The organism is Nostoc sp. (assembly GCF_036917575.1).
Taxonomy (GTDB): Bacteria; Cyanobacteriota; Cyanobacteriia; order Cyanobacteriales; family Nostocaceae; genus Nostoc.
Genome location: NZ_JBALDC010000070.1, coordinates 135,792 through 156,485, shown reverse-complemented (window position 1 = coordinate 156,485; position 20,694 = coordinate 135,792). Strand labels below are relative to the sequence as shown.

Here is a 20,694-nt window from a genome sequence, read left to right as displayed (position 1 = left end):
TTCCAAACTCCAGTATGTGAGCAATAAATAGTGAACTATGTTGAAAACTTGTCTGGACAAACAATACTGATTACAGGTGCTAGCGGATTTCTCGGATCTCATTTAATCCGTCATTTATGCCACAATGGTGCAGAAGTACATGCTGTTTCTCGCAGTTTTCATACTTCTGATATCAGCTGCTTGCGATGGTGGCACGGTGACATGGAAGACATTAAGTTTGTTCAAAATCTTTTCTACAACATTAAACCTGACGTAATCTTTCATTTATCCGGTCTTGTGACAGCAGTTCCTAATCTAGAATTCATATTGCCTACCTTTTACAGTTTACTGACTAGTACTATTAACTTATTGACGATAGCTGCTGAAATTGGCTGTAGTCGCATTGTGTTAATAGCTTCTTTAGAAGAACCAGAACAAGATCGTCCGGAAGTAGTTCCTTCTTCTCCTTATGCTATTGCTAAATTTGCTAGTAGTACTTATGGTCGGATGTTCCATCGACTTTATCAAACACCTGTAGTTCTTGTTAGACCCTTTATGACCTACGGGCCAGGGCAAAATGTGTATAAGATTGTTCCTTCTGTTATTCTTTCCTTGTTGCAAGAGCAAGCTCCAAAACTTAGTAGTGGAAAGCGTCTAGTTGATTGGATTTATATCGATGATGTGATTGCAGGACTTCTCGCTGCAATACAAGTTCCTAGTGTAGAAGGTTGTACATTCGACTTAGGTTCGGGAGAACTAGTACCCATTCATGCAGTTGTGTCCCAGCTTGTTAATCTGGTCAACCCTCAGATCCAGCCACTATTTGGTGCTTTACCTGAGCGACCGATGGAAAGAATAAGAGTAGCTGATACGGCTTATACATACGATAAACTGGGTTGGCAACCTTCAATTCCTTTAAAGAAGGGTTTAGAATTGACTGTAAATTGGTATACAAAACATCAAGAAAAGATTGAATACACCAGTTAATATCATGTTCGGTTAAAGACTTATCATTGAGGCAGCAGAGGAGCAGAGGGGAAGGTTTTTTGGGTTTCTGAATAGATTTGGGAATCATAACTAATTGGCTGGACATGATATAACAAGGATTATACTTATGGTTGCAGATAAACTTCAAAATATTAATTTAGTTGAGCTAAAAAATTCTTTTAACTTAAAAGATATCAGTCGAGAAATTTACCAACTAATTTCTGATTTATATCCCATTTGTCGTAGTATTACAGGTAATGGTTTTAGAGAAACTTTAAAAATTCTCCAGCAGTATATTCCTTTGTCAAGTCATGAAGTGCCGACAGGAACAGAAGTATTTGATTGGACAGTTCCTAATGAATGGAATATTAAAGATGCCTATATTAAAAACTATCAAGGTGAAAAAGTTGTAGATTTTACTAATTCAAATTTGCACGTTGTTAACTATAGTATTCCCATACATCAAAAATTATCTCTTCAAGAACTTAAATCACATCTATTTACACTTGCCGATTATCCTAATTGGATTCCTTACCGAACTTCATATTACAAAGAAAGTTGGGGTTTTTGCCTCACTCACAACCAGTATTTGCAACTAAAAGATGAGGAATATGAAGTATGTATTGATTCTTCCCTAAAACCAGGTTATTTGACTTATGGCGAGTATTATATTCCAGGGGACAGTACTGATGAAGTCTTGATTTCATGCCATGCCTGTCATCCTTCACTGTGTAATGATAATCTTTCGGGAATTGCGATCGCTACTTTTATCGCTAAATATTTAAGTCAAACTACACCAAGATATTCCTATCGATTCCTTTGGATTCCCGGAACCATTGGTTCAATTACATGGTTGGCTCTCAATGAAGCTAAAGTCAATAATATTAAACATGGCTTGGTATTAACTTGTTTAGGAGATTCAGGCAACTTTACCTACAAAAAAAGCCGTAGAGGTGACACTGAAATTGATAAAGTTGCCGCTTATGTACTCAAAAACTCAAAACAAGATCACAAAATTATAGATTTTTTCCCCTATGGCTATGATGAGCGACAATATTGCTCACCTGGATTTAATTTAGCAGTAGGTTGCTTCATGCGATCGCCTCATGGTAGTTTTCCTGAATACCACACCTCAGCAGATGATTTAAATTTCGTTCAACCCCAATATCTAGGTGAGTCATTCTTTCAATGTCATTCGATGTTGCATATCCTCAACAATAACGAAATCTACTACAACCAAAATCCCAAATGTGAGCCACAGTTAGGTAAAAGAGGAATATATCGGGCAGTTGGTGGTAACAAAGATAGCGGGCTAAATGAAATGGCAATCCTGTGGGTTTTAAATTTATCTGACGGTCAGCATACTCTATTAGATATTGCAGAAAAGTCGGGAATGTCATTTGATGTAATTAAATCTGCTGCCGATACATTGTCAACACATGACTTATTAACAATTAAAACTAACTAAGTTTGAATAAATATTGGGAAACTGAAATTCGCTACGACACAATTGTAGGCAAGTCCTTCTTATCAAGTCGCTAAAAGCGAACAAGTCGGGAAACCCCAAGGACACAGTGGCTCCCCAACCTACACAGTTTAAGGTTTTTGACCCTAACTGCACTGTATTGGTTTAAAACCCCTGGAGGTGGGTTTGGTGTCTGTAGCAGCGAATTCTATTTGCTAGGGCTGCCAAATTTTTCTATATTATTATCCTCAATTATTCTGTGAAAATACTTATTGTGTATTGATATATTTAATATTATTTTTACATTATATTTATAATTACTGCCTGGAAAAGAGCTTAACTTTATAATCTAGAATATACTTCATCTCTTCACTATTGCTTAGAAAAATACCCTATTTAACTTCATGATTACTTGAACTAAATGTCCTTACTTATACCATTGTAAGAGCAGTTTAGATGATTGATATTAGAGAAGTAGTTTAAAAACATACGTTGTCTAGTACATGAATAAGAAATGGGCTGTTAAACGACTTACAATCAATCTCACATCAGGTGAGGCACAGAAGCTTGAACAATACTGTTCAACAACGGGTAGACCAGCAACTGATGTAATTCGGGAGTTAATTCGCTCTCTTTATCCTAAAGATGAAAAAGCATCTGAAACCTCGTGAATCAGACTGCAAAAAAATCAAACAGGATAAATACATCTTAATTTATCAGTGAAATATGCTGCTTAACAGTTATCAGCTAACAGTGAATCACGATAACTAAAGTTAGGGAATTTAAATAAGAATACTCTCTTACAAAGTTCAGAGCCGGGGAAATCTTCGCTCTGACTTTTGCTTTGAATATAGTGCAATCATCTTGATACACCTGCATAATTAAGAATATGAAAGTAATTGAAAAAAGGTATAATTCTGAATCAAGATGCTCTTGCTATAGCAATCCTAAATGAGATTGTGAAAGTTTTTGTTATAGTCGTCCTTGGCCATTATCACCTTATTATACCAATTCGTAATTCGTAATTAAGAAAGCTAGACTATATCTGAGTTTAGGGGTTTGAATGAGTTGCCTCATTTTAGAGAATTGGTATTCAGGGTTCAAAATTATTCAGTTTTGGGCAACCTAAAATACAAGGTATAAATAAAGGCTTGACAATGACAATGACCTCTGTTTGCTTGGGTCTATGCAGTAGAATAGTGCCGTTGATAGTAATGCCACTTTGGTGCGGCTTTGCCAACGCCCAAGTAACTCCCGATGGCAGCTTGAATACTACCGTCTCCCAAAGCGGTAAAAACTTCACCATTACTAACGGTAGTGCCGCCAACAGTAACTTATTTCACAGTTTCCAGCAGTTTACTGTTCCCACAAACACTTCAGCCATTTTTGATTTAGTCAACACACCTAATATATCTACTATATTCAGTCGGGTTACAGGAAATAGTATTTCTCACATTGATGGCGTGATTCAAACCATCAACGGCAACAACCCTGTTAGCTTATTTTTGATCAATCCTAGTGGCATTGTCTTTGGCCCCAATGCCCAACTGAATATTGGTGGATCGTTTGTTGGTACTACTGCAAATAGCATTAAGTTTGCTGATGGGATAGAGTTTAGTGCCAGCAACACTACAGCAGCCCCTCTGTTGACGATCAATGTACCAGTTGGCTTGCAGTTTGGGCAAAACTCAGGCGCGTTGGCGCAGCCTGCCGTAGGCATCGCTCTACAAAACTCGAGCAATGGTATCGTTAAAAATCCATTAGGCTTACAAGTGAGTTCTGGAAAGACCCTTGCTCTGTTAGGAAATAATATTGATATAGCAGGTGGCGTTCTCAATACCGTCAATGGCTCCATCGAACTCGGTAGTGTCCAATCAGGGGAAGTTCGCCTCAGTCCCACCAGTCAGGGATGGACATTTGATTATTCTAATGTTGGCGAACTAAGCGATATTCAATTGACTCAGCAGGCACAAATATCTGGCTTTGGGCTTGGAAGTAGTGCCATTCAAATGCAAGGAAAAAATATCAGCCTTTCGGAAGGTTCGGTTGTTAGCACTCTAAATCAAGGTGTCCTCTCATCGGATCGAATTACAATAAATGCCACAGGGTTGTTCACCCTTGCAGGAACAAATCAAGCGGGAACTGCAAGCACCCAATTGGCAAGCAGTACAGTTGGGAGCGGACAGGGTGGAAACATTACCATTTCAACTAAGCAATTGCTGCTGCGGGATGGAGGGCAAATCAAGTCTCAAAATTTTAGTTCGGGTCAAGGTGGAAATATTGTAGTCAAGGCTTCTGAGTCCATTTCAGGCATTGGATTTAACTCTGTCAATCCTTTTACAACTACATCAATTCAGGCAGTTTCAGCAGGTTTTGGAAAAGGGGGAAATCTTACTCTTTCGACGCAAAAACTGACACTTACTAACGGCGCTGGTATTGGGTCTGTTGCTTTGAGAACTAGCGATGGTGGTAATGTCCAAATTGATGCCTCAGACTCGATAGACGTTTCTGGAATTAATAACCTCACATTGCTCCCTAGCACTCTGGCATCATCAACAGTAGGATCTGGAAATGCTGGTAATCTGACCATTACAACCGCGCGACTTAGAGTACAAAATGGCAGCATTGTTAGCTCATCAACTGGCGCAATCGGAAATGCTGGCAATGTGAAGATTGTGGCTTCAGACTTCATTGAGGTCAGTGGCGCATCACTAAATGGCACTGTGAGTAGCAGTATTGGATCTAATGCACTACGCCTCAATCCTGTTACCCGTACAATTTATCAACTACCTGAATCTCCCAGTGGTAATGCAGGAGGAGTAATATTAATGACACCTCAATTGCGCGTTATGGATCGAGGCGACGTAGGAGTAAAAAATGAGGGTACGGGTAATGCAGGTAATTTTGAGGTTTATGCAGACTCGATTCTCCTGACTAATCGCGGAACGATTTCCGCAGCGACACAATCCGGCAACGGAGGAAACCTAATGCTCAATGCTCAACGACTATTGCTCATGCGCGGTAATAGCAAAATTTCTGTTGAAGCTAAGGAAGCAGGCGATGGTGGTAATATCACGCTCAATACTCCCATCGTTGTAGGTTTAGAAAACAGTGACATTATTGCTAGTGCTATAAAAGGTCGGGGGGGCAATATCCAAATCAGCACCCAAGGGCTTTTCGGACTGAAGTTTCGTCCCCAACTGACACCAGAGAATGACATCACCGCCAGTTCCCAATTTGGGGTTAGCGGTACAGTTCAAGTTAATACCATCGGTGTCGATCCAAATTCAGGTTTAGTAGAACTACCAGCAAATGTTATCGATCCATCACAGCAGATTGCCACAGGTTGTTCGGGTAGTGAACGCAGTCGCTTTGTGGCAACGGGACGAGGTGGTGTGCCCGAAAATCCCAATCAACAACTGACGAGCGATCGCCCTTGGGACGATGTGCGAGATTTGTCTGCCTACCACAAAACGGGTGAGCTAAATGCCAAAATTCCAGCATCACCGCAAGTTTTAGTTGAAGCCACTTCTTGGCAGCGCAACGCTAACGGCAAAGTTGAGTTAATTGCAGCACAATCTTCTGCACATATACAGCCGCTTTTAACTTGTGCAGCTGTTCCAAAAAGTTAATTTGCCCAAAAATTCTGTAACCAAGTCCATTAACTAAAAATAATATATACAGATTTCTAAAAATTATATCGGTAATTACTTATGATTTTTTCAATTATTAAACAACGTCGTTGGCTATATATTAGTCTGAGTATTTTGAGCTTGTGTTTGGCAGTAAGCATTACACCTGCTAGAGCATCTGTGCAAATACCAACAACTTCTACCCTGAATGTATCAGTATCCACTTCTTCGCAGCCGAGCAATTGGCTAGAACAGGGACGCAACCTTTACCGTTCGGGACGCTTTCCAGAAGCAGTGACGATTTGGCAAACGGCAGCACAACAGTACCATGCCCAAGGCGATCGCCTGAACGAAGCTCTAAGTTTAAGTTACCTCTCGCTGACACAACAAGAACTTAATCAATGGCAAGCAGCCCAACAATCTATTGAGCAAAGTCTGAAACTATTGCAAACCTCTATTCCCTCTGCTGATGCAATTCTTTGGGCACAAGTACTCAATACCCAAGCAAATTTGCAATTGCACACTGGCAAAGCCGAAACCGCGCTTGAAAGTTGGCAACAAGCTCAAAAATTTTATGAGCAAGCAGGCGATAAAATGGGAAGCCTGGGTAGTCAAATCAACCAGGCACAAGCTTTACAAACTTTGGGATTTTACCGCCGTTCTAAACAACAGTTAGAGGTACTGACTGAAAAACTCCAAGGAATGCCAGATAATGAAATCAAAGTTAGTGGACTGCGATCGCTTGGTTTAGCTTTGCAAATAATCGGTGACTCTAGTAAAAGTCAACAGATTTTAGAGCAAAGTTTAGCGATCGCTCGCCAAATTTCAGCCCAACCCCAGTTAAGTTCTATTCTGATCGGCTTGGGCCAAACTGCCGTTGACTTGCAAGATCCAAAAGCCGCATTAGATTACTTTGAACAGGCTCAACTCTTAACAACTAACCCAAGCGATCGGTTACAAGCGCGTTTAGCTCAGTTCAAACTTTTCCTCAATTACAACAAACTAGAGTTTGTTAACTCACTCGCACCTCAACTACTCCAAGAACTCCGGGAACTGCCCCCCAGTCACACCTCACTCTACGCAGCGATCAATTTTGTTGCTACCATCAACCGCCAGTCAAATTCTCACCCAATCCTACCGCTAAAAGATTTGGCGCAACTGATGGCAATCACAGTCAAATCTGCACAGCAAATCCAGGATACTCAAGCCGAAGCTCACGCACTAAATCAATGGGGAAAACTCTATCTTCGTACACAGCAGTTATCCCAAGCACAGGAGTTAACCCAGAAATCCCTCAACATTGCCCGTCAACTCCAAGCTAACGATATCATTGCTCAATCTGCGCGGCAGGTGGGACAGTTGTATAAACAACAAGGCGATCGCTCAAAAGCAATTACCACTTATACGGAAGCAGTTAATGCCTTAAAGGCACTGCGGGGAGATTTGGTAGCTATTAACCCTGATGTCCAGTTCTCTTTTCGCACCAGTGTGGAGCCGGTCTACCGGGAACTGGTTGATTTACTTTTAGAGGATCAACCGAGTCAAGCAGAACTAATAGAAGCTCGTGAATTGATTGAGGCATTACAAATTGCAGAACTCGATAACTTTTTTCGGGAAGCCTGTTTAGATAGAACCCAACAGATTGATCAAGTTGATCCTACTGCAACCGTTATTTATCCGATTATTCTGCCAGATCGTTTAACAGTAATTCTCTCCAAAGCAGGGCAACCACTCCGTTCCTATGTTACTCATAAATCTCAAGCTGAAATTGAGCAGACTCTAGACAATTTTTTGGTTGCTCTTAACCCTGTCTCAGATTCCAAAGACCGAGATCGATTGTCCCAACAGATTTATGATTGGTTAATTCGCCCAGAAGAAGCAGAGCAAGCATTCATTAATACCAAGACATTGGTGTTTGTTTTAGATGGTCGATTGCGGAACATTCCCATAGCAGCTCTTTTTGATGGTAAGCAATATCTGATTGAGAAATATGCTGTAGCGCTCTCACCAGGATTGCAACTGATGGCGACGCGATCGCATCATCAAAATCACATCAGTGCGATCGTCGGTGGCATTAGCCAATCTCGCGCTGGCTTTAGTGCTTTACCCGCCGTGGAATCAGAAGTGAAACAAATCTCCAAGGCAGTATCTTCCTCTGTGTTGCTGAATCAAGAATTCACCAGTCAAGCCCTTGCCAAACGTGTGAAATCTAGTAGTAAAAGTATTGTTCACCTCGCAACCCACGGACAGTTTAGTTCTCGCCTCGAAGACACCTTCTTGCTCACTTGGGATGGAGAAATCAATGTTAAAGAGTTATCTGAACTCCTGAAAAATCGGGGTAGCGATCCATCAAAAGCCATCGAACTGCTGGTACTAAGTGCCTGCGATACAGCAGCAGGAGACGATCGCGCCGTCCTGGGACTAGCAGGCTTGGCTGTCAAATCCGGCGCTCGCTCAACTATCGCTACTTTATGGCCCGTCAAAGATCGGGCAGCTGCGATGCTCATGACTCGCTTTTATGACCAACTACGACAACCCAAAATTACTAAAGCCGAAGCATTAAGACAAGCACAAATTAGCCTAATTCGCCAAACTGATTTCCACGAACCGTTCTTTTGGTCTGGTTTTGTTTTGATCGGCAACTGGATTTAGCTAAGTAATATAACTGAGATTTTTATAAATAATTTAAAGTATTTTTTACAATAGTCCACTTTAAACTTGCTTATAATGCTAGTAGAAGTTCTCTGACTTTACTATTACCTAGACTTATTCTATGAGCTTCTGACCATAGTTTAAAAAACATATTTTGTTTGTATCATATTTCAATGACATAGGGAAAAACATCATGAAACGTCAATATTTAGCTAGTACATTGAGTGTTATCGCTCTGATCGCTAGCAATGCATGGACAAGTGCTCATGCTGTTACATTTACCCCACCCGCCAACAGTGGCTCTCCCAGACAAGCAACTGGAGGAGCTTCTCGCGGTAGTATTTTTACACCTACTGTCGGTAAAGGTGCGCCCAGACAAGCAACTGGAGGAGCTTCTCGCGGCAACCTCTTTACCCCTGCTGTCGGCAAAGGTACGCCCAGACAGGCAACTGGAGGAGCTTCTCGCGGCAACCTCTTTACCCCTGCTGTCGGCAAAGGCGCTCCCCAACAAGCAAGTGCGGGGGCTTCTCGCGTTGGTACTTACTACTTGAATCCAGCGACTACAAGTACAGCGCAACCAGCAGCGCTAATCGCCCTCTTGCCTCAAAACTTCTATGGCACAACAGTATCAGAACGTCCCACAATATTAGTATATCTCCCGGCTTCCAATGCCCAGGAAGCAGTATTCAGCCTCAAGGATGAAGCTGGCAATATGCAATATCAGATGAACATTTCAGTTGCAGGGAGAACTGGGGTAATCGCGATCAAATTACCAGCTAATGCGCCCGCTTTAGCTGTTGGGAAAAACTATCAATGGTTCCTAGCACTCAAAGTAGATGGGCAACTCAGTCCAAGTACCCCCTACGTCGATGGTTGGGTTCAGCGTATCCAGCCTAGTGCTGAGTTGGCAACAGCAATCCAAGAGCAAGATGCTTTGAAGCGGGCTACTGTTTTGGGTAAAAACGGTGTTTGGTATGACTGTGTGGCAACACTTGCATCGGTATACACCGCTCAACCTGACAATGCAACTCTTCGCAAACAATGGGAAGAACTTCTATCCTCAGTAAGTTTGAAGGAGATTGTAACAGCGAACTTATTAGCATCTACTAACTAATAGCAGTTTGGGCATTGGGATTGGGAATTCGGCAAACAGGGCAAACAAGGCATTAGGAAGAGACTTGGGGACTCTTGAGAATTGGAGACAAGGGGAAGGGAAAGACTTGTTGCAAGTTCTAACTTTAGTCACCTTGTCCCCCTTGCCTCCCCTGCTCCCCTCTTCTTTCTTCCATCCAGTCCCCATTACCCCTTATTTTCTAGAGGGAACGCCGAGTTCCCCAATCCCCATTTATATAGTACGAATATGTGGCGCAAATTCTGGGCTTTTGTCCAACGCACTCGCAGCGTTTTAATTATTACTCCTAGCGTTGCCTTGACGGTTATGGTTGGGCAATCGTTAGGACTTTTCAATTTACCAGAATGGAAAATTCGCGATGAATGGGTTCGTCAGCGATCGCGTGTGGCGATCGCTGATGAGATTGTGATTGTCACAATCGATGAGCGCGATATCCAATCGGTGCGTAAATGGCCAATTCCAGACTGGGCGCTAGCACGATTACTAGAAAAAATCCGAGCGCAGCAGCCTAGAGCCATTGGCTTGGATCTCTATCGAGATTTACCGGAAGGAAGCGGATACGAGCAACTTGTTCAAGTTTTTCGGAACACTCCCAATTTGATCGGAGTTGAGAAAATTACTGGTGAACGCGTCAATCCCCCGCCAGAATTGAAAAAACAGGATCGGGTAGGATTAGCAGATTTAGTGTTAGATGGCGATCGCTTTGTACGTCGCGCCCTTTTGACAGCTGAAGATGCTAAAGAGAAAAACACCATTAAAGCCGGACTAGCAACCCTTGTAGCCTTAAAGTACCTCGAAGCTGAAAAAATTAGCTTAGAAAGCATTGACCCTCAACAGCAAAAGTTTCAGTTGGGTAAAGAAATTTACTTACCACTACAAAATCAAGAAGCAGGTTATACCGATGCCGATATGGGAGGTTATCAAATTCTGCTCAATTGGCATGGAGCAGATGCCGCATTTCGGACAGTTGCGATGCGCGATGTGTTAGCAGGGAAAATTCCGGCAGATTTGATGCGCGATCGCATGGTATTTATTGGGTCAATTGCCTCCAGTACCAATGATTTCTTCAGCACACCCTTCTCTTCTTGGATATCTGCTCAAAAACCGACTCCGGGTGTGGTTGTTCATGCGAATATTGCTCATCAATTAGTACGAGGAGCAAAAACAGGAAAAGCCAGTCTGCACGGTTTTTCTGGCATTTATTTATCACTTTGGATTGTTTTGTGGTCTGTCATTGGTTCTACAGGCAGTTGGTTGTTATCCAGTAGCAAGCTGCGGATTCCCGGTGGCAAAATTCTTTGGGCAACTGTAGGCATCAGTGGAGCCTTTATATTGTGTGGCTATGGGATGTTTTTGTCTGGTGTTTTAATTCCGGTAACACCCGCCTTAGCGGCGTTTATCGGTAGTGTGATTGCAACAACCAATGCCTATAAACAACGGAAGTTAGAAGCAACAAATCGCCAACTGGAAATTGCCAACAGTCAACTATTAGATTATTCCAAAACCCTAGAAACGAAAGTCGAAGAACGAACTCATGAATTAGTTGAGGCAAAGCAAGCTGCCGATGCTGCCAATCAGTCCAAGAGTGAGTTTCTCGCCAATATGAGCCACGAACTACGTACACCTCTAAATGGCATCCTTGGTTTTGCCCAGCTACTAAAAGGATCGCCAAACATGACAGCTAAAAACCTAGAAGGAGTCAGCATTATTTCTCAATGCGGTTCACATCTTTTGATGCTGATCGATGACATTCTCGATCTCTCGAAGATAGAAGCGAGAAAATTGGATTTGGTTGTCACTAGCGTCCATCTGGCAAGTTTCTTACATGGTGTAACTGAAATTTGTGGTATCCGGGCTGAACAGAAAGGGATTGGATTTAATATCTTAATTAGCGATCGCCTACCACTTGCCATTGAAGTCGATGAAAAACGGCTGCGGCAAGTGTTAATTAATTTACTGGGCAACGCGATCAAATTTACAGATAACGGCAGCGTAATTTTCAAAGTAGAGTTATTAGAGACTGGGCAAGAGTCTTCCCAATCTCCAATCGCCAAGATTCGTTTTCAGATTGAAGATACTGGTATTGGAATGTCACCACACCAATTGGAGAAAATCTTTTTGCCCTTTGAGCAAGTTGGTGAAGCAGGACAGCGATCTGAAGGTACTGGCTTAGGATTGGCGATTAGCCAAAGAATTGCGGCATTGATGGAGAGCCAAATTCAAGTGCAGAGTCATCTGGGCGAAGGAAGTCTGTTTTGGCTAGATTTGACAGTACCAGTACCACTCGATCATGACTGGCATGGAAAAGCAATCGTCCCAACACCCCAGAAAATTACCGGGATTCACGGTAGTGCGCCTCAGATTCTCATTGTTGATGACGATCGCAACCACTGTTCTATGTTGACTAGTCTGCTGCAAGAAATTGGCTGTCGAACCCTAGAAGCAACCGATGGCAAACATGGGCTACAGGTGGCAATTGAACACAATCCAGATGTGATTCTGCTCGATTTAGCCATGCCCAATATGGATGGTTTTGAGTTAATGGTTCATCTGCAAGCGAATCCCCAAACTCGTTCTATTCCGATTATCGTCTCTAGTGCTAGCGTTTTTGAGGAAAATCGCCAACGGAGTTTAGAGGCAGGGGCAACAGCATTCCTACCCAAACCTCTCCAGATTGAGGAACTACTCAATAGACTGCGATCGCTGTTGGGAGTGGAATGGATGTATGCCGAATCTTCACCTCCCAAAGGTGAGCAGATTGGTGCTAGTGAATGGGTATTACCATCCCAAGATATTTTACAACAACTCTATCATTTGGCAATGATGGGAGATATCGCGGCGATTGAAGGAATGTTAAAAGAACTAATTGAGCAAAATAGTCAACTAGCTCCCTTTGCAGCAGAGTTAAGCAAACTCACTGCCAATTTCCAAACTGGAAAAATCCGTAAGTTACTCAAATCATTTGTCACAACGGAGTTACATCCATGATCGCTGTTCCGATCTCAAGACCCATACATATTCTATTAGTGGATGACAATCCCAACAATCTCAAGGTGTTATCTGAAGCGATTCAGAGGTGTGGCTGGAAAGCCCTGATGGCAACAGATGGAGAATCAGCGATCGAACAAACAGAATATGCTCATCCCGATCTGATTCTCTTAGATGTCATGATGACAGGTATTGATGGATTTGAAACTTGTCGCAGACTGAAAACCAATCCCATTACTCAGAATATTCCAGTAATTTTCATGACTGCCCTATCCGATTCTACAGACAAGGTGGCGGGACTGGAAATAGGTGCGGTTGACTATATTACCAAACCTTTCCAACAGGAAGAAGTTATTGCCCGTTTAAAGTTACACCTAAAAATTTCCCATCTCACCCGCACATTAGAAGAACGCGTGCAAGAACGCACCACAGAATTAACTCAATCTTTACAAAAGTTACAGCAAACCCAACTACAAATGATCCAGAGTGAGAAAATGTCCATTTTAGGGCAGATGGTTGCAGGTATTGGTCATGAGATTAATAATCCGGTTGGTTTTGTTAGCGGAAATTTATTCTATATTGAGGAATATGTAAATAATCTGCTTCGCCTGGTGAGCCTCCAACAGCAAAAGCTACCTCAGCCAGACCCGGAAATTGAAAAGCTTGTTGAAGAAATCGACTTGGAGTATCTAGCAGAGGATCTACCGAAATTACTGGCATCAATGCACCAGGGAATTACTCGTCTTCAAGAGATCAGTCTCTCTTTGAGAACTTTTACTCGCGCAGATATTTCATCTCAGGTGGAGTTTCAGATTCAGGAAGGAATTGATAGCACCTTAATGCTATTGAAACATCGACTCAAAGGCAATGGCGATCGCACTAAAATCCAGGTTGTCACACAATACGGTGAGTTACCTCCAATCAGTTGCTATCCCGGACAACTGAACCAGGTATTCATGAATATCATCGCCAATGCCATTGATGCATTTGATGAACTCCATCAAAACCATTCCGAGCGAGAGATTGCTGCTTGCCCGATGAACATCATCACCATTACCACATCGGTTAATCCCCAGCAACAAACCGTCACAATTTGCATCCAAGATAACGGCCCCGGTATGCTTACCGAAGTGCAATCTCGAATTTTTGAGCAATCTTTCACAACCAAACCCGTAGGTAAGGGAACCGGGCTGGGATTAGCAATCAGCTACCAAATTATTGTTGACAAACACAACGGACAAATCAACTGCTTGTCAGTACCTGGTGAGGGGACAAAATTTATTATTACTTTACCTATATGATATAATATATATTAGTTTCATCATGAATCCGCAACTCTACATAACTACACTCAATTTAGCCCATAACCTGAGTAAAACCAGATTCATTTATTTTTAAATTTTCTTTACGAATCAGCTCTAAAGGTTGCACCTGATTTTATTGATTATTTGGAAATTTACAACAAATCAATTATCCAATTTTGTTAGATGAACTGAAAAGCCCGCATTTGGCTACGGGTAGGCGAGATACCCACCCTAATTATGCAATTTCAATTTGGAATAGCTGATTTTAGAGCGCGGAACCATCAAACGCAGTTTTGTAAGCATCAGCAGTTTCTATACCAAAACCTCCTGCTTCGACATGACGAACTAGCGATTGAATAATGGGTGTAGCAATACTAATACCAAATAAAGCATTAAAGCCTGCAACAACGACTGGTGCTGACAAAATAACTGTAAATTCTGGAAATAAAGCTAACACAGCTACCAAAATCAAAAAAACAATTGGTGTCGCAATACCTGCTGCTTTTGCTGCTTCAAAAATTAGATTTTGATACTCTTCAACAGTAATGTCACCTCGATAAAGATCCAAAGAGTAGGAAATCGCCGTTACTACAACTTGAGTGAGAATAGCTGTTCCTGTTGCGGTAATCCCAAGTTTCGCGATTGTCCCAGAATTGCAGACAATTGAATCTACCGCATTATAAACCCGAATATAAAACTGTTCGCCAACAGTCATAACTTTGGCTCCTCGGCGGAGATTATCAACACCTACTTCCCAAAGGATATTATCAGCTGCATTCGAGCCACCTTGGGAACGTGGATTGATGTGGCTACCATGCTTATCTTTAAGAAATTGCCGAATTGTATATTCTTTACCTCCAAGCTTTGATGTGCCAGGAATTTTCTCAAAAAGCTTCATGACATCTGCATCAGAGCGAGGTAAGTCTCCCACGCGAACACCAGCACGATATCTCAGCCTATTTGCAATCTTCGGCATTTCTTGGGCTAATTCCGCAGCTGTCTTTGGTAAATTTTGCAATGCATCAGCCATAACCATGCTAGATGCAGCAACTCCAACAGCAGTCTGTTGAAATGTTTTACTAACATTTTGAACAGCTTGAAAACTTGATTGTGTTGTGGTGGTTGATAAACTTTGTAAATCATTAACTGCACGGATACTTGAAGTCGTTATATCGCTAGTAGTGTTCTTGATTCCATCAACTACTTCATTCATCCCGTTTACTACATTGTTGGCTGCTTCTTGAGCTTTATCTCTAACTGTATCTGCCAACTTCTGTGCTTGGTTGATAAAATCCATGTTTTAGTAACCTTTAATTTCTGCTATAGAGTATTTACTCCAGTTTCTCTTTTTCAAATCAATAAACACCTCAGCATTAATGACTAATTTATTTTCAAAAATATTAAATAGATAGTAATCAATTTGTATCGTTTGTATATCGTTGTTTCAAAAACTGAACTATCCGATTAGTTTAACCAGCAATTTTGGATTTTGGATTAAAAGAATTCTTACCAAAGTTAAAAATTTGTGGAGGTTGCTCTGTTCTATGATCCTACTCTGCTGAGAGATAGAACTTTCCTCAATGCGATGTCTACGACGGGCTACGCCTACGCAGTTAACGGCACTAAAAATACCCTTTTAAATTTATTAATTTAATTTTTTCAAGCTACAAAAATATTGTGGATACTCGAAACTTCGACTTTTGAACTCGAAACTTCGACTTTTGAACTCGAAACTTCGACCTCTGAACTCGAAACTTCGACCTTTGAACTGGGAACTTGAGCTTTAGAACTCGAAACTTGAGCTTTAGAACTCGAAACGTCAAATTCTACACTCAAACTCCGAGTTTCTCAGTTCTAACTTTTAATTTCTTAAGCACAATTGCAGAGAGATTTTCTCCACTATTAATGCTTAGGGCTGCACTTTTCCAGATTTACAGATGAAATTGCGCCTTCATCAATTTTTAATTTCTACCTTTGAAAGAGTTTAGCCATTCTTGAACTTGCTCTCGTGCAATATCGCGCCCTCCAAGACCAAAGGCTAGGGCAATAGCAACTGCGATCGCACCGAGTAAAAGTCCAAAGGCTAAATTTACAATATCACTGGCAACTCCAATCTGTTGTAGTGCCATTGCCGAGACTAAGCCAATGATGGCAATCCGCGCCACTTGTCCCAAAATCTGGGCTTGACGTTCGCCGGAACTGGTAATGATATTAAAAGCTAGATTTGCCAGGAATAAGCCAATGGCAAATATTATCAATCCTGCCAAAATCCGCCCGAATACGATCACAATCCCAGACACTAATGCCGTCAGGGCTGGAATATTCAAGATATTTACCGCCGCCACCGTTGCAAACAACATGATACCCACTAAGGCAACAATGCCTACAACTTCCGATGGCGTGCGGGTTGGAATCAGGGGAGTTGTTGATTCTGTAGAAATTACAACTCGTCTGCTGGGTGTTGTCAGACCGAGTATGCTGAAAATGTTATTAAACCCTAAATTGGTGAGAATACTTGTAACCAAATCCCCGATAAACCGCCCGACGAAATAGGCAACAATCAAAATTGCCACGGCTGTAAAGATGGCAGGTAGGGCGTTGAGAACCTGTTGCAGCATAGCGATCGCAGGCACAGATATCGCATCAATTCGCAAGGCATTCAGCGCTGCGATCGCTACAGGAATCAAAATCAAAACATAGACAATTGTGCCGATAATACTCGATAGAGGTTGCACCCCCGCAGTAGAAGATAATCCCAACCGACTACCTAAATGGTCAAGACCGGTTGTTGCCAGCAAGTTTGTTACAATCCGCCGCACCACATTAGCGATGAACCAGCCAACTACAGCAATCAAGATCGCCGCTAAAATGTTCGGCAGAATTAGCAGAACTTCTGTAATTAAAGCTTGTACTGGTTGTAGAGCCTGCTGTAGTCCGAGAGTATCCAAAATTGGAGCGAGAAACAGTAAAAATATAAACCAATACAGAGCGTTGCCAATCGTCTGACTCAAAGACAGCTGATTGAGGCTGGGTGCTGTGTCTGCTGGTTCTGGATTCAAACGCTCATCCAGGTTAAATGCCTGTAATGAGCGCACAGTGATAATCCTCACAATGGTCGCCAAAAACCAGGCTGCTACCAAAATGATTCCTGCACCAACCAGCTTTGGCAAAAAGCCAATAAGTTGATTGAGAAAATTATTCAAGGGTCGAGAGGCTATCTCCAGATCCAATGTCTGTAAAACAGCAACCGCCGTCAACAGGATAATGCTCCAAAAAACTAAGCTAGAGATTAATTTCTCCACTTGGGGAACATCTTGACGACCCGTTATCCCTGCGGCAATGCGGTTATCTATATTTGTGCGATTAAGGATTCCTCGCGTCACTGCTGCTGCGATCGCTGCAATCAGCCAACCTACTAGTAAGATTGCTACCGCCCCTAAAAGACGAGGCGTAAACAGAATCAACTGTTGAACAATATCTTGCACATCAGCAATTCCTTGATTCACTGCTGGTTGTATTGGTTGCAGGCTGGGTGATGATTGTGCCAAAAATTGCTGCACCCTCGTGGATAAACCAACTCCGTAGGCGTAGCCCGTCGTTGACATCACCTGGGTTATTTCTTGCCAAGTTGTGTTCATAGTTTTCGGGAATTATGCTTAAGTATTCGCCGCAAACACTGAGTCAGTGTTTTGCCTATCAATTTACCAGTAAAAACATACATATTTACTCATATTTGATTTAATATACGGGCATTGGGCATTGGGGATTAATTATTCTCCTCTACTCCCCAGCCTCCCCAGCCTCCCCAGCTCCCCAGCTCCCTCATCTCCCACTTTGCTGAATTTTGCGTTACTCTAATTGCAGCAACAGCACCAAAGATGTGGAATGTCCCAAGTTTTGGAACAATCGATTCAAATTAATGCTACAGCTACGGTGGTGGAGCGCTGTATTAGCGATTTAGCTCTCATGCACCGTTGGCTTAACCCTGTCCTGCGTTGCGAACCTGTAGGCGAAGCTTGGAGTACCGATGTCGGCAGTGAAAGTCGTTTTATCATTCAAATTCCTTTACTCAAACCCACGTTGAATAGCGTAGTTGTAGAACGACAACCGGGTTTGGTAGTCTGGGAATTTCAGGGTTTTTTTCAAGGGCGCGATCGCTGGGAATGTCAGCCAACAGAAAAGGGAACGCTCCTACTCAACCGCTTTGAGTACGATATCCCTAACCCTTTAATTAGTTGGGGTTTTAACACCTTTGCCGCGTCTTGGACAAAAGAAGATATGCAAGCCCAACTGCGCCGCCTCAAACGAGTTGCAGAAGAACAAGAATAATTCGATCATTTGTCATTTGGTATTGAGTTTTACCCAGTATTCGTGCCAAAAGCTGTCGGTGGCTAACTAGTACAACGAGCGCGTAAATAAACATACCATTCAAAATGACGCGAAAGCCTGGAATACAATACTTTTGACGACTTGTACTTTTACAAAGAAGCAAGCTAGCAAGAGCGTCTTTGACAGAGAAGCAACTGAGTTGTTGAGAATACTCCTTGATCATTATTTTAAGTATAAATACAGCTTCTAACCTCTAGTAGATGTGGTTACAAGCTTTTTAAAGCATGTATTTTTACCTTTTTTCCGCACATTAATAGCTTTATTTCTCAGTCAATTTTCTGTAGAATAGCTAAAAATGTTTTTACTCATTAGAAACACGTATTAGAAGTTGTTTAAAAAGTGGTTGGCTGTGATTTTAATCGAATTTTTACCCCCCTCTCAATCCCTCCTTGTAAAGGGGAGAAACTGGAAAATCTAGTTCCCTCACGCTACTTGCTTCAAGTCGGGCATTGCCCGCCCAACGCAGTGGCTCCCCAATACATACGGGGAGGGTTAGGGTGGGGTAAAAAACGTTAATACACCAATTATGACTTTTCAAACATCCTCTTAGGATTGAAGCGTTGAAGGCAGACAAAAAGATTCGTTTATAGGGTAAATAACGGAATGGCTAATGTAAATGTTTTGACAAAATTATCACTGTCTACAGTGGGAGCAGCAGTTATTACACTGGGAGCAGCAGGAACCGCACAAGCTACGACTTTTACTGAAGTGGGTGATGCAGGTCAGACTTTAAATACCGCCCAAAATCTTCCTGGTAGCACTAATGTCATCCAAGGAACTATCTCTTCTAGCGACGATGCTGACCTCTTTTCTTTCTCTTGGGGTGGTGGGCAATTCAACGCTACGACAGTCGGTGGTACACCCTTCACCTTCGATACCCTACTACAACTGTTTGATTCGTCAGGTACGCTAATCGCTGAGAACGACGATTATCAGTTGACGCCGCAATCCACTCTCAACCGGTTTGTAGATAGTGGTGAGTACTTGTTGGGAATATCATCCTTCGCCAACTTTGCCGAATCTGGTCCTACTTATGGTTCTATTGGTCCTGGTTTTTCTCCTGACAGTTACTCTATCAGCCTAAACCAGGAGACTGCTTCTGTTCCCGAACCCGCTTCTCTCATCGGTATCTTAGGCTTAGGTGCTTTCGGCATTACCTCTGTTCGCAAGCGTAAACAACAAGCCGCAGTTAAGGCATAAGCATCAATTTTTATTTAAGCTGTTTAATTTAATTAACCACTGCTGTGTCAATATGTTGCTGACACAGCATTTTTGATTTTGATACTTAAGTTGCAATCAAAGCTATTGTATCTTTCTCACCCAGTCCTTTTACTTGATTCAACGATTCTTACCCAATTCGGTAAGTAGCCGCCGAATCACAGATGCATCCTCGGCATCAGGAACTTTTGCTAAATAATTTTGTAAGTCGTCTATGGCTTGGGGGTAATAACCGAGTTGATAGTAGATCAAACCGCGATCGCGCAATTCTAAAGTTAAACCAGGAAACAGTAACAAAATTCGTTCAATCGCTGCCAGCGTTTTTTCTAACTCTTGCTGTTTGAGGTAAATAAATTTTAAATTTGTCAACATCCGGGCCAAAAATTGTCGATTACTAACTACAGCTAAAAATTCTGGTTGTAGGGTTACAGGTTGCTGATAAAGTTGAGACAGTCGGTCTTCGCAATCTTGGGCAAAGATTATTTCACCGCCATTGAAAGCATCCACAAAAATCTCTATATCGGGAATATCTGGGCGGATCAAGAAATGCCCTGGCATACCCACACCCACCATTGGGAAATCAATCCGTCTGGCAATCTCTAGGTAAACCAGCGCTAAGGTAATGGGAATCCCTAATCGGCGATCAATTACATCATTGAAAAAGCTGTTACGTGGATCATAATAGTCAATTTTATTACCAGAAAACTTTAAATCTTCGTAAATATATTGATTAATACTTTGAACTATCCGCAAAGGATATCGTGAGTCAGGCAGGCGTTCTTGAAGCTCCCACGCCATTGTATCAAGGGCATTGAGGTATTCCTCTGGGTCTAGGTTGGGATATTCTTCTAGTGCAATATACAAAGCTGCCTTTGCTAGGTCAATGTGCTCGTCAGACTGCTGAATCTCCTGGTAAAAATATTGTCGTGCTGACGATAAATTCATAAG

General features: G+C 42.0%; 12 protein-coding genes and 2 pseudogenes. 11 read left to right on the top strand and 3 right to left on the bottom strand.

What is annotated here, in order from left to right:
- Positions 1–30 precede the first annotated feature (30 nt).
- From V7K79_RS20405 to V7K79_RS20370, 8 genes are all read left to right on the top strand, one after another.
- Positions 31–966, top strand: coding sequence for an NAD-dependent epimerase/dehydratase family protein (locus V7K79_RS20405; RefSeq protein ID WP_335049816.1), 936 nt, complete (start codon positions 31–33; stop codon positions 964–966).
- Positions 967–1,093: 127 nt separating this feature from the next.
- Complete coding sequence (locus tag V7K79_RS20400; RefSeq protein WP_335049814.1) at positions 1,094–2,434, top strand: DUF4910 domain-containing protein; 1,341 nt, start codon at positions 1,094–1,096, stop codon at positions 2,432–2,434.
- A 500-nt stretch (positions 2,435–2,934) separates the two neighbouring features.
- Positions 2,935–3,102, top strand: a complete 168-nt coding sequence (locus V7K79_RS20395; protein ID WP_094348841.1) for a CopG family transcriptional regulator — start codon at positions 2,935–2,937, stop codon at positions 3,100–3,102.
- A gap of 486 nt (positions 3,103–3,588) precedes the next feature.
- Positions 3,589–6,063: an S-layer family protein gene (locus tag V7K79_RS20390; RefSeq protein WP_335049812.1), complete on the top strand. Its 2,475-nt coding sequence runs from the start codon at positions 3,589–3,591 to the stop codon at positions 6,061–6,063.
- An 81-nt stretch (positions 6,064–6,144) separates the two neighbouring features.
- Positions 6,145–8,715: a CHAT domain-containing protein gene (locus V7K79_RS20385; RefSeq protein WP_335049810.1), complete on the top strand. Its 2,571-nt coding sequence runs from the start codon at positions 6,145–6,147 to the stop codon at positions 8,713–8,715.
- A gap of 193 nt (positions 8,716–8,908) precedes the next feature.
- Positions 8,909–9,829 carry a DUF928 domain-containing protein gene (locus V7K79_RS20380; protein WP_335049808.1) on the top strand — a complete coding sequence of 307 codons (921 nt, stop codon included), beginning with the start codon at positions 8,909–8,911 and terminating at the stop codon, positions 9,827–9,829.
- Positions 9,830–10,075: 246 nt separating this feature from the next.
- On the top strand, positions 10,076–12,835 hold the full coding sequence (locus V7K79_RS20375; RefSeq protein WP_335049806.1) for a CHASE2 domain-containing protein: 2,760 nt from the start codon (positions 10,076–10,078) through the stop codon (positions 12,833–12,835).
- On the top strand, positions 12,832–14,136 hold the full coding sequence (locus V7K79_RS20370; protein ID WP_335049804.1) for a hybrid sensor histidine kinase/response regulator: 1,305 nt from the start codon (positions 12,832–12,834) through the stop codon (positions 14,134–14,136). The genes V7K79_RS20375 and V7K79_RS20370 overlap by 4 nt, the downstream gene beginning before the upstream one ends.
- Positions 14,137–14,404: 268 nt before the next feature.
- Here V7K79_RS20370 and V7K79_RS20365 read toward each other — a convergent pair whose 3' ends face one another.
- Together V7K79_RS20365 and V7K79_RS20360 are read right to left on the bottom strand one after the other, a co-directional pair.
- Positions 14,405–15,436 (bottom strand): HNH endonuclease, encoded by a 1,032-nt coding sequence (locus V7K79_RS20365; RefSeq protein WP_335049802.1) that lies wholly within the window; start codon positions 15,434–15,436, stop codon positions 14,405–14,407.
- A 664-nt stretch (positions 15,437–16,100) separates the two neighbouring features.
- Entirely contained in the window at positions 16,101–17,777 is a 1,677-nt protein-coding gene (locus V7K79_RS20360; RefSeq protein WP_335049800.1) for a mechanosensitive ion channel, read from the bottom strand.
- 247 nt (positions 17,778–18,024) lie between these two features.
- On the opposite strand from V7K79_RS20360, the gene V7K79_RS20355 reads away from it, so the two are divergent.
- The 3 genes and pseudogenes from V7K79_RS20355 to V7K79_RS30040 all read left to right on the top strand — a co-directional run.
- Complete coding sequence (locus V7K79_RS20355) at positions 18,025–18,468, top strand: SRPBCC family protein (RefSeq protein WP_335049799.1); 444 nt, start codon at positions 18,025–18,027, stop codon at positions 18,466–18,468.
- Positions 18,469–19,131: 663 nt separating this feature from the next.
- Positions 19,132–19,602 (top strand): annotated as a pseudogene (locus tag V7K79_RS20350) (DVUA0089 family protein); the annotation flags it as partial.
- 24 nt (positions 19,603–19,626) lie between these two features.
- Positions 19,627–19,728, top strand: a pseudogene (locus V7K79_RS30040) (PEP-CTERM sorting domain-containing protein); the annotation flags it as partial.
- 138 nt (positions 19,729–19,866) lie between these two features.
- Here the strand turns inward: V7K79_RS30040 and V7K79_RS20345 are convergent.
- Complete coding sequence (locus V7K79_RS20345; RefSeq protein WP_335049795.1) at positions 19,867–20,691, bottom strand: SirB1 family protein; 825 nt, start codon at positions 20,689–20,691, stop codon at positions 19,867–19,869.
- Positions 20,692–20,694: the final 3 nt, after the last annotated feature.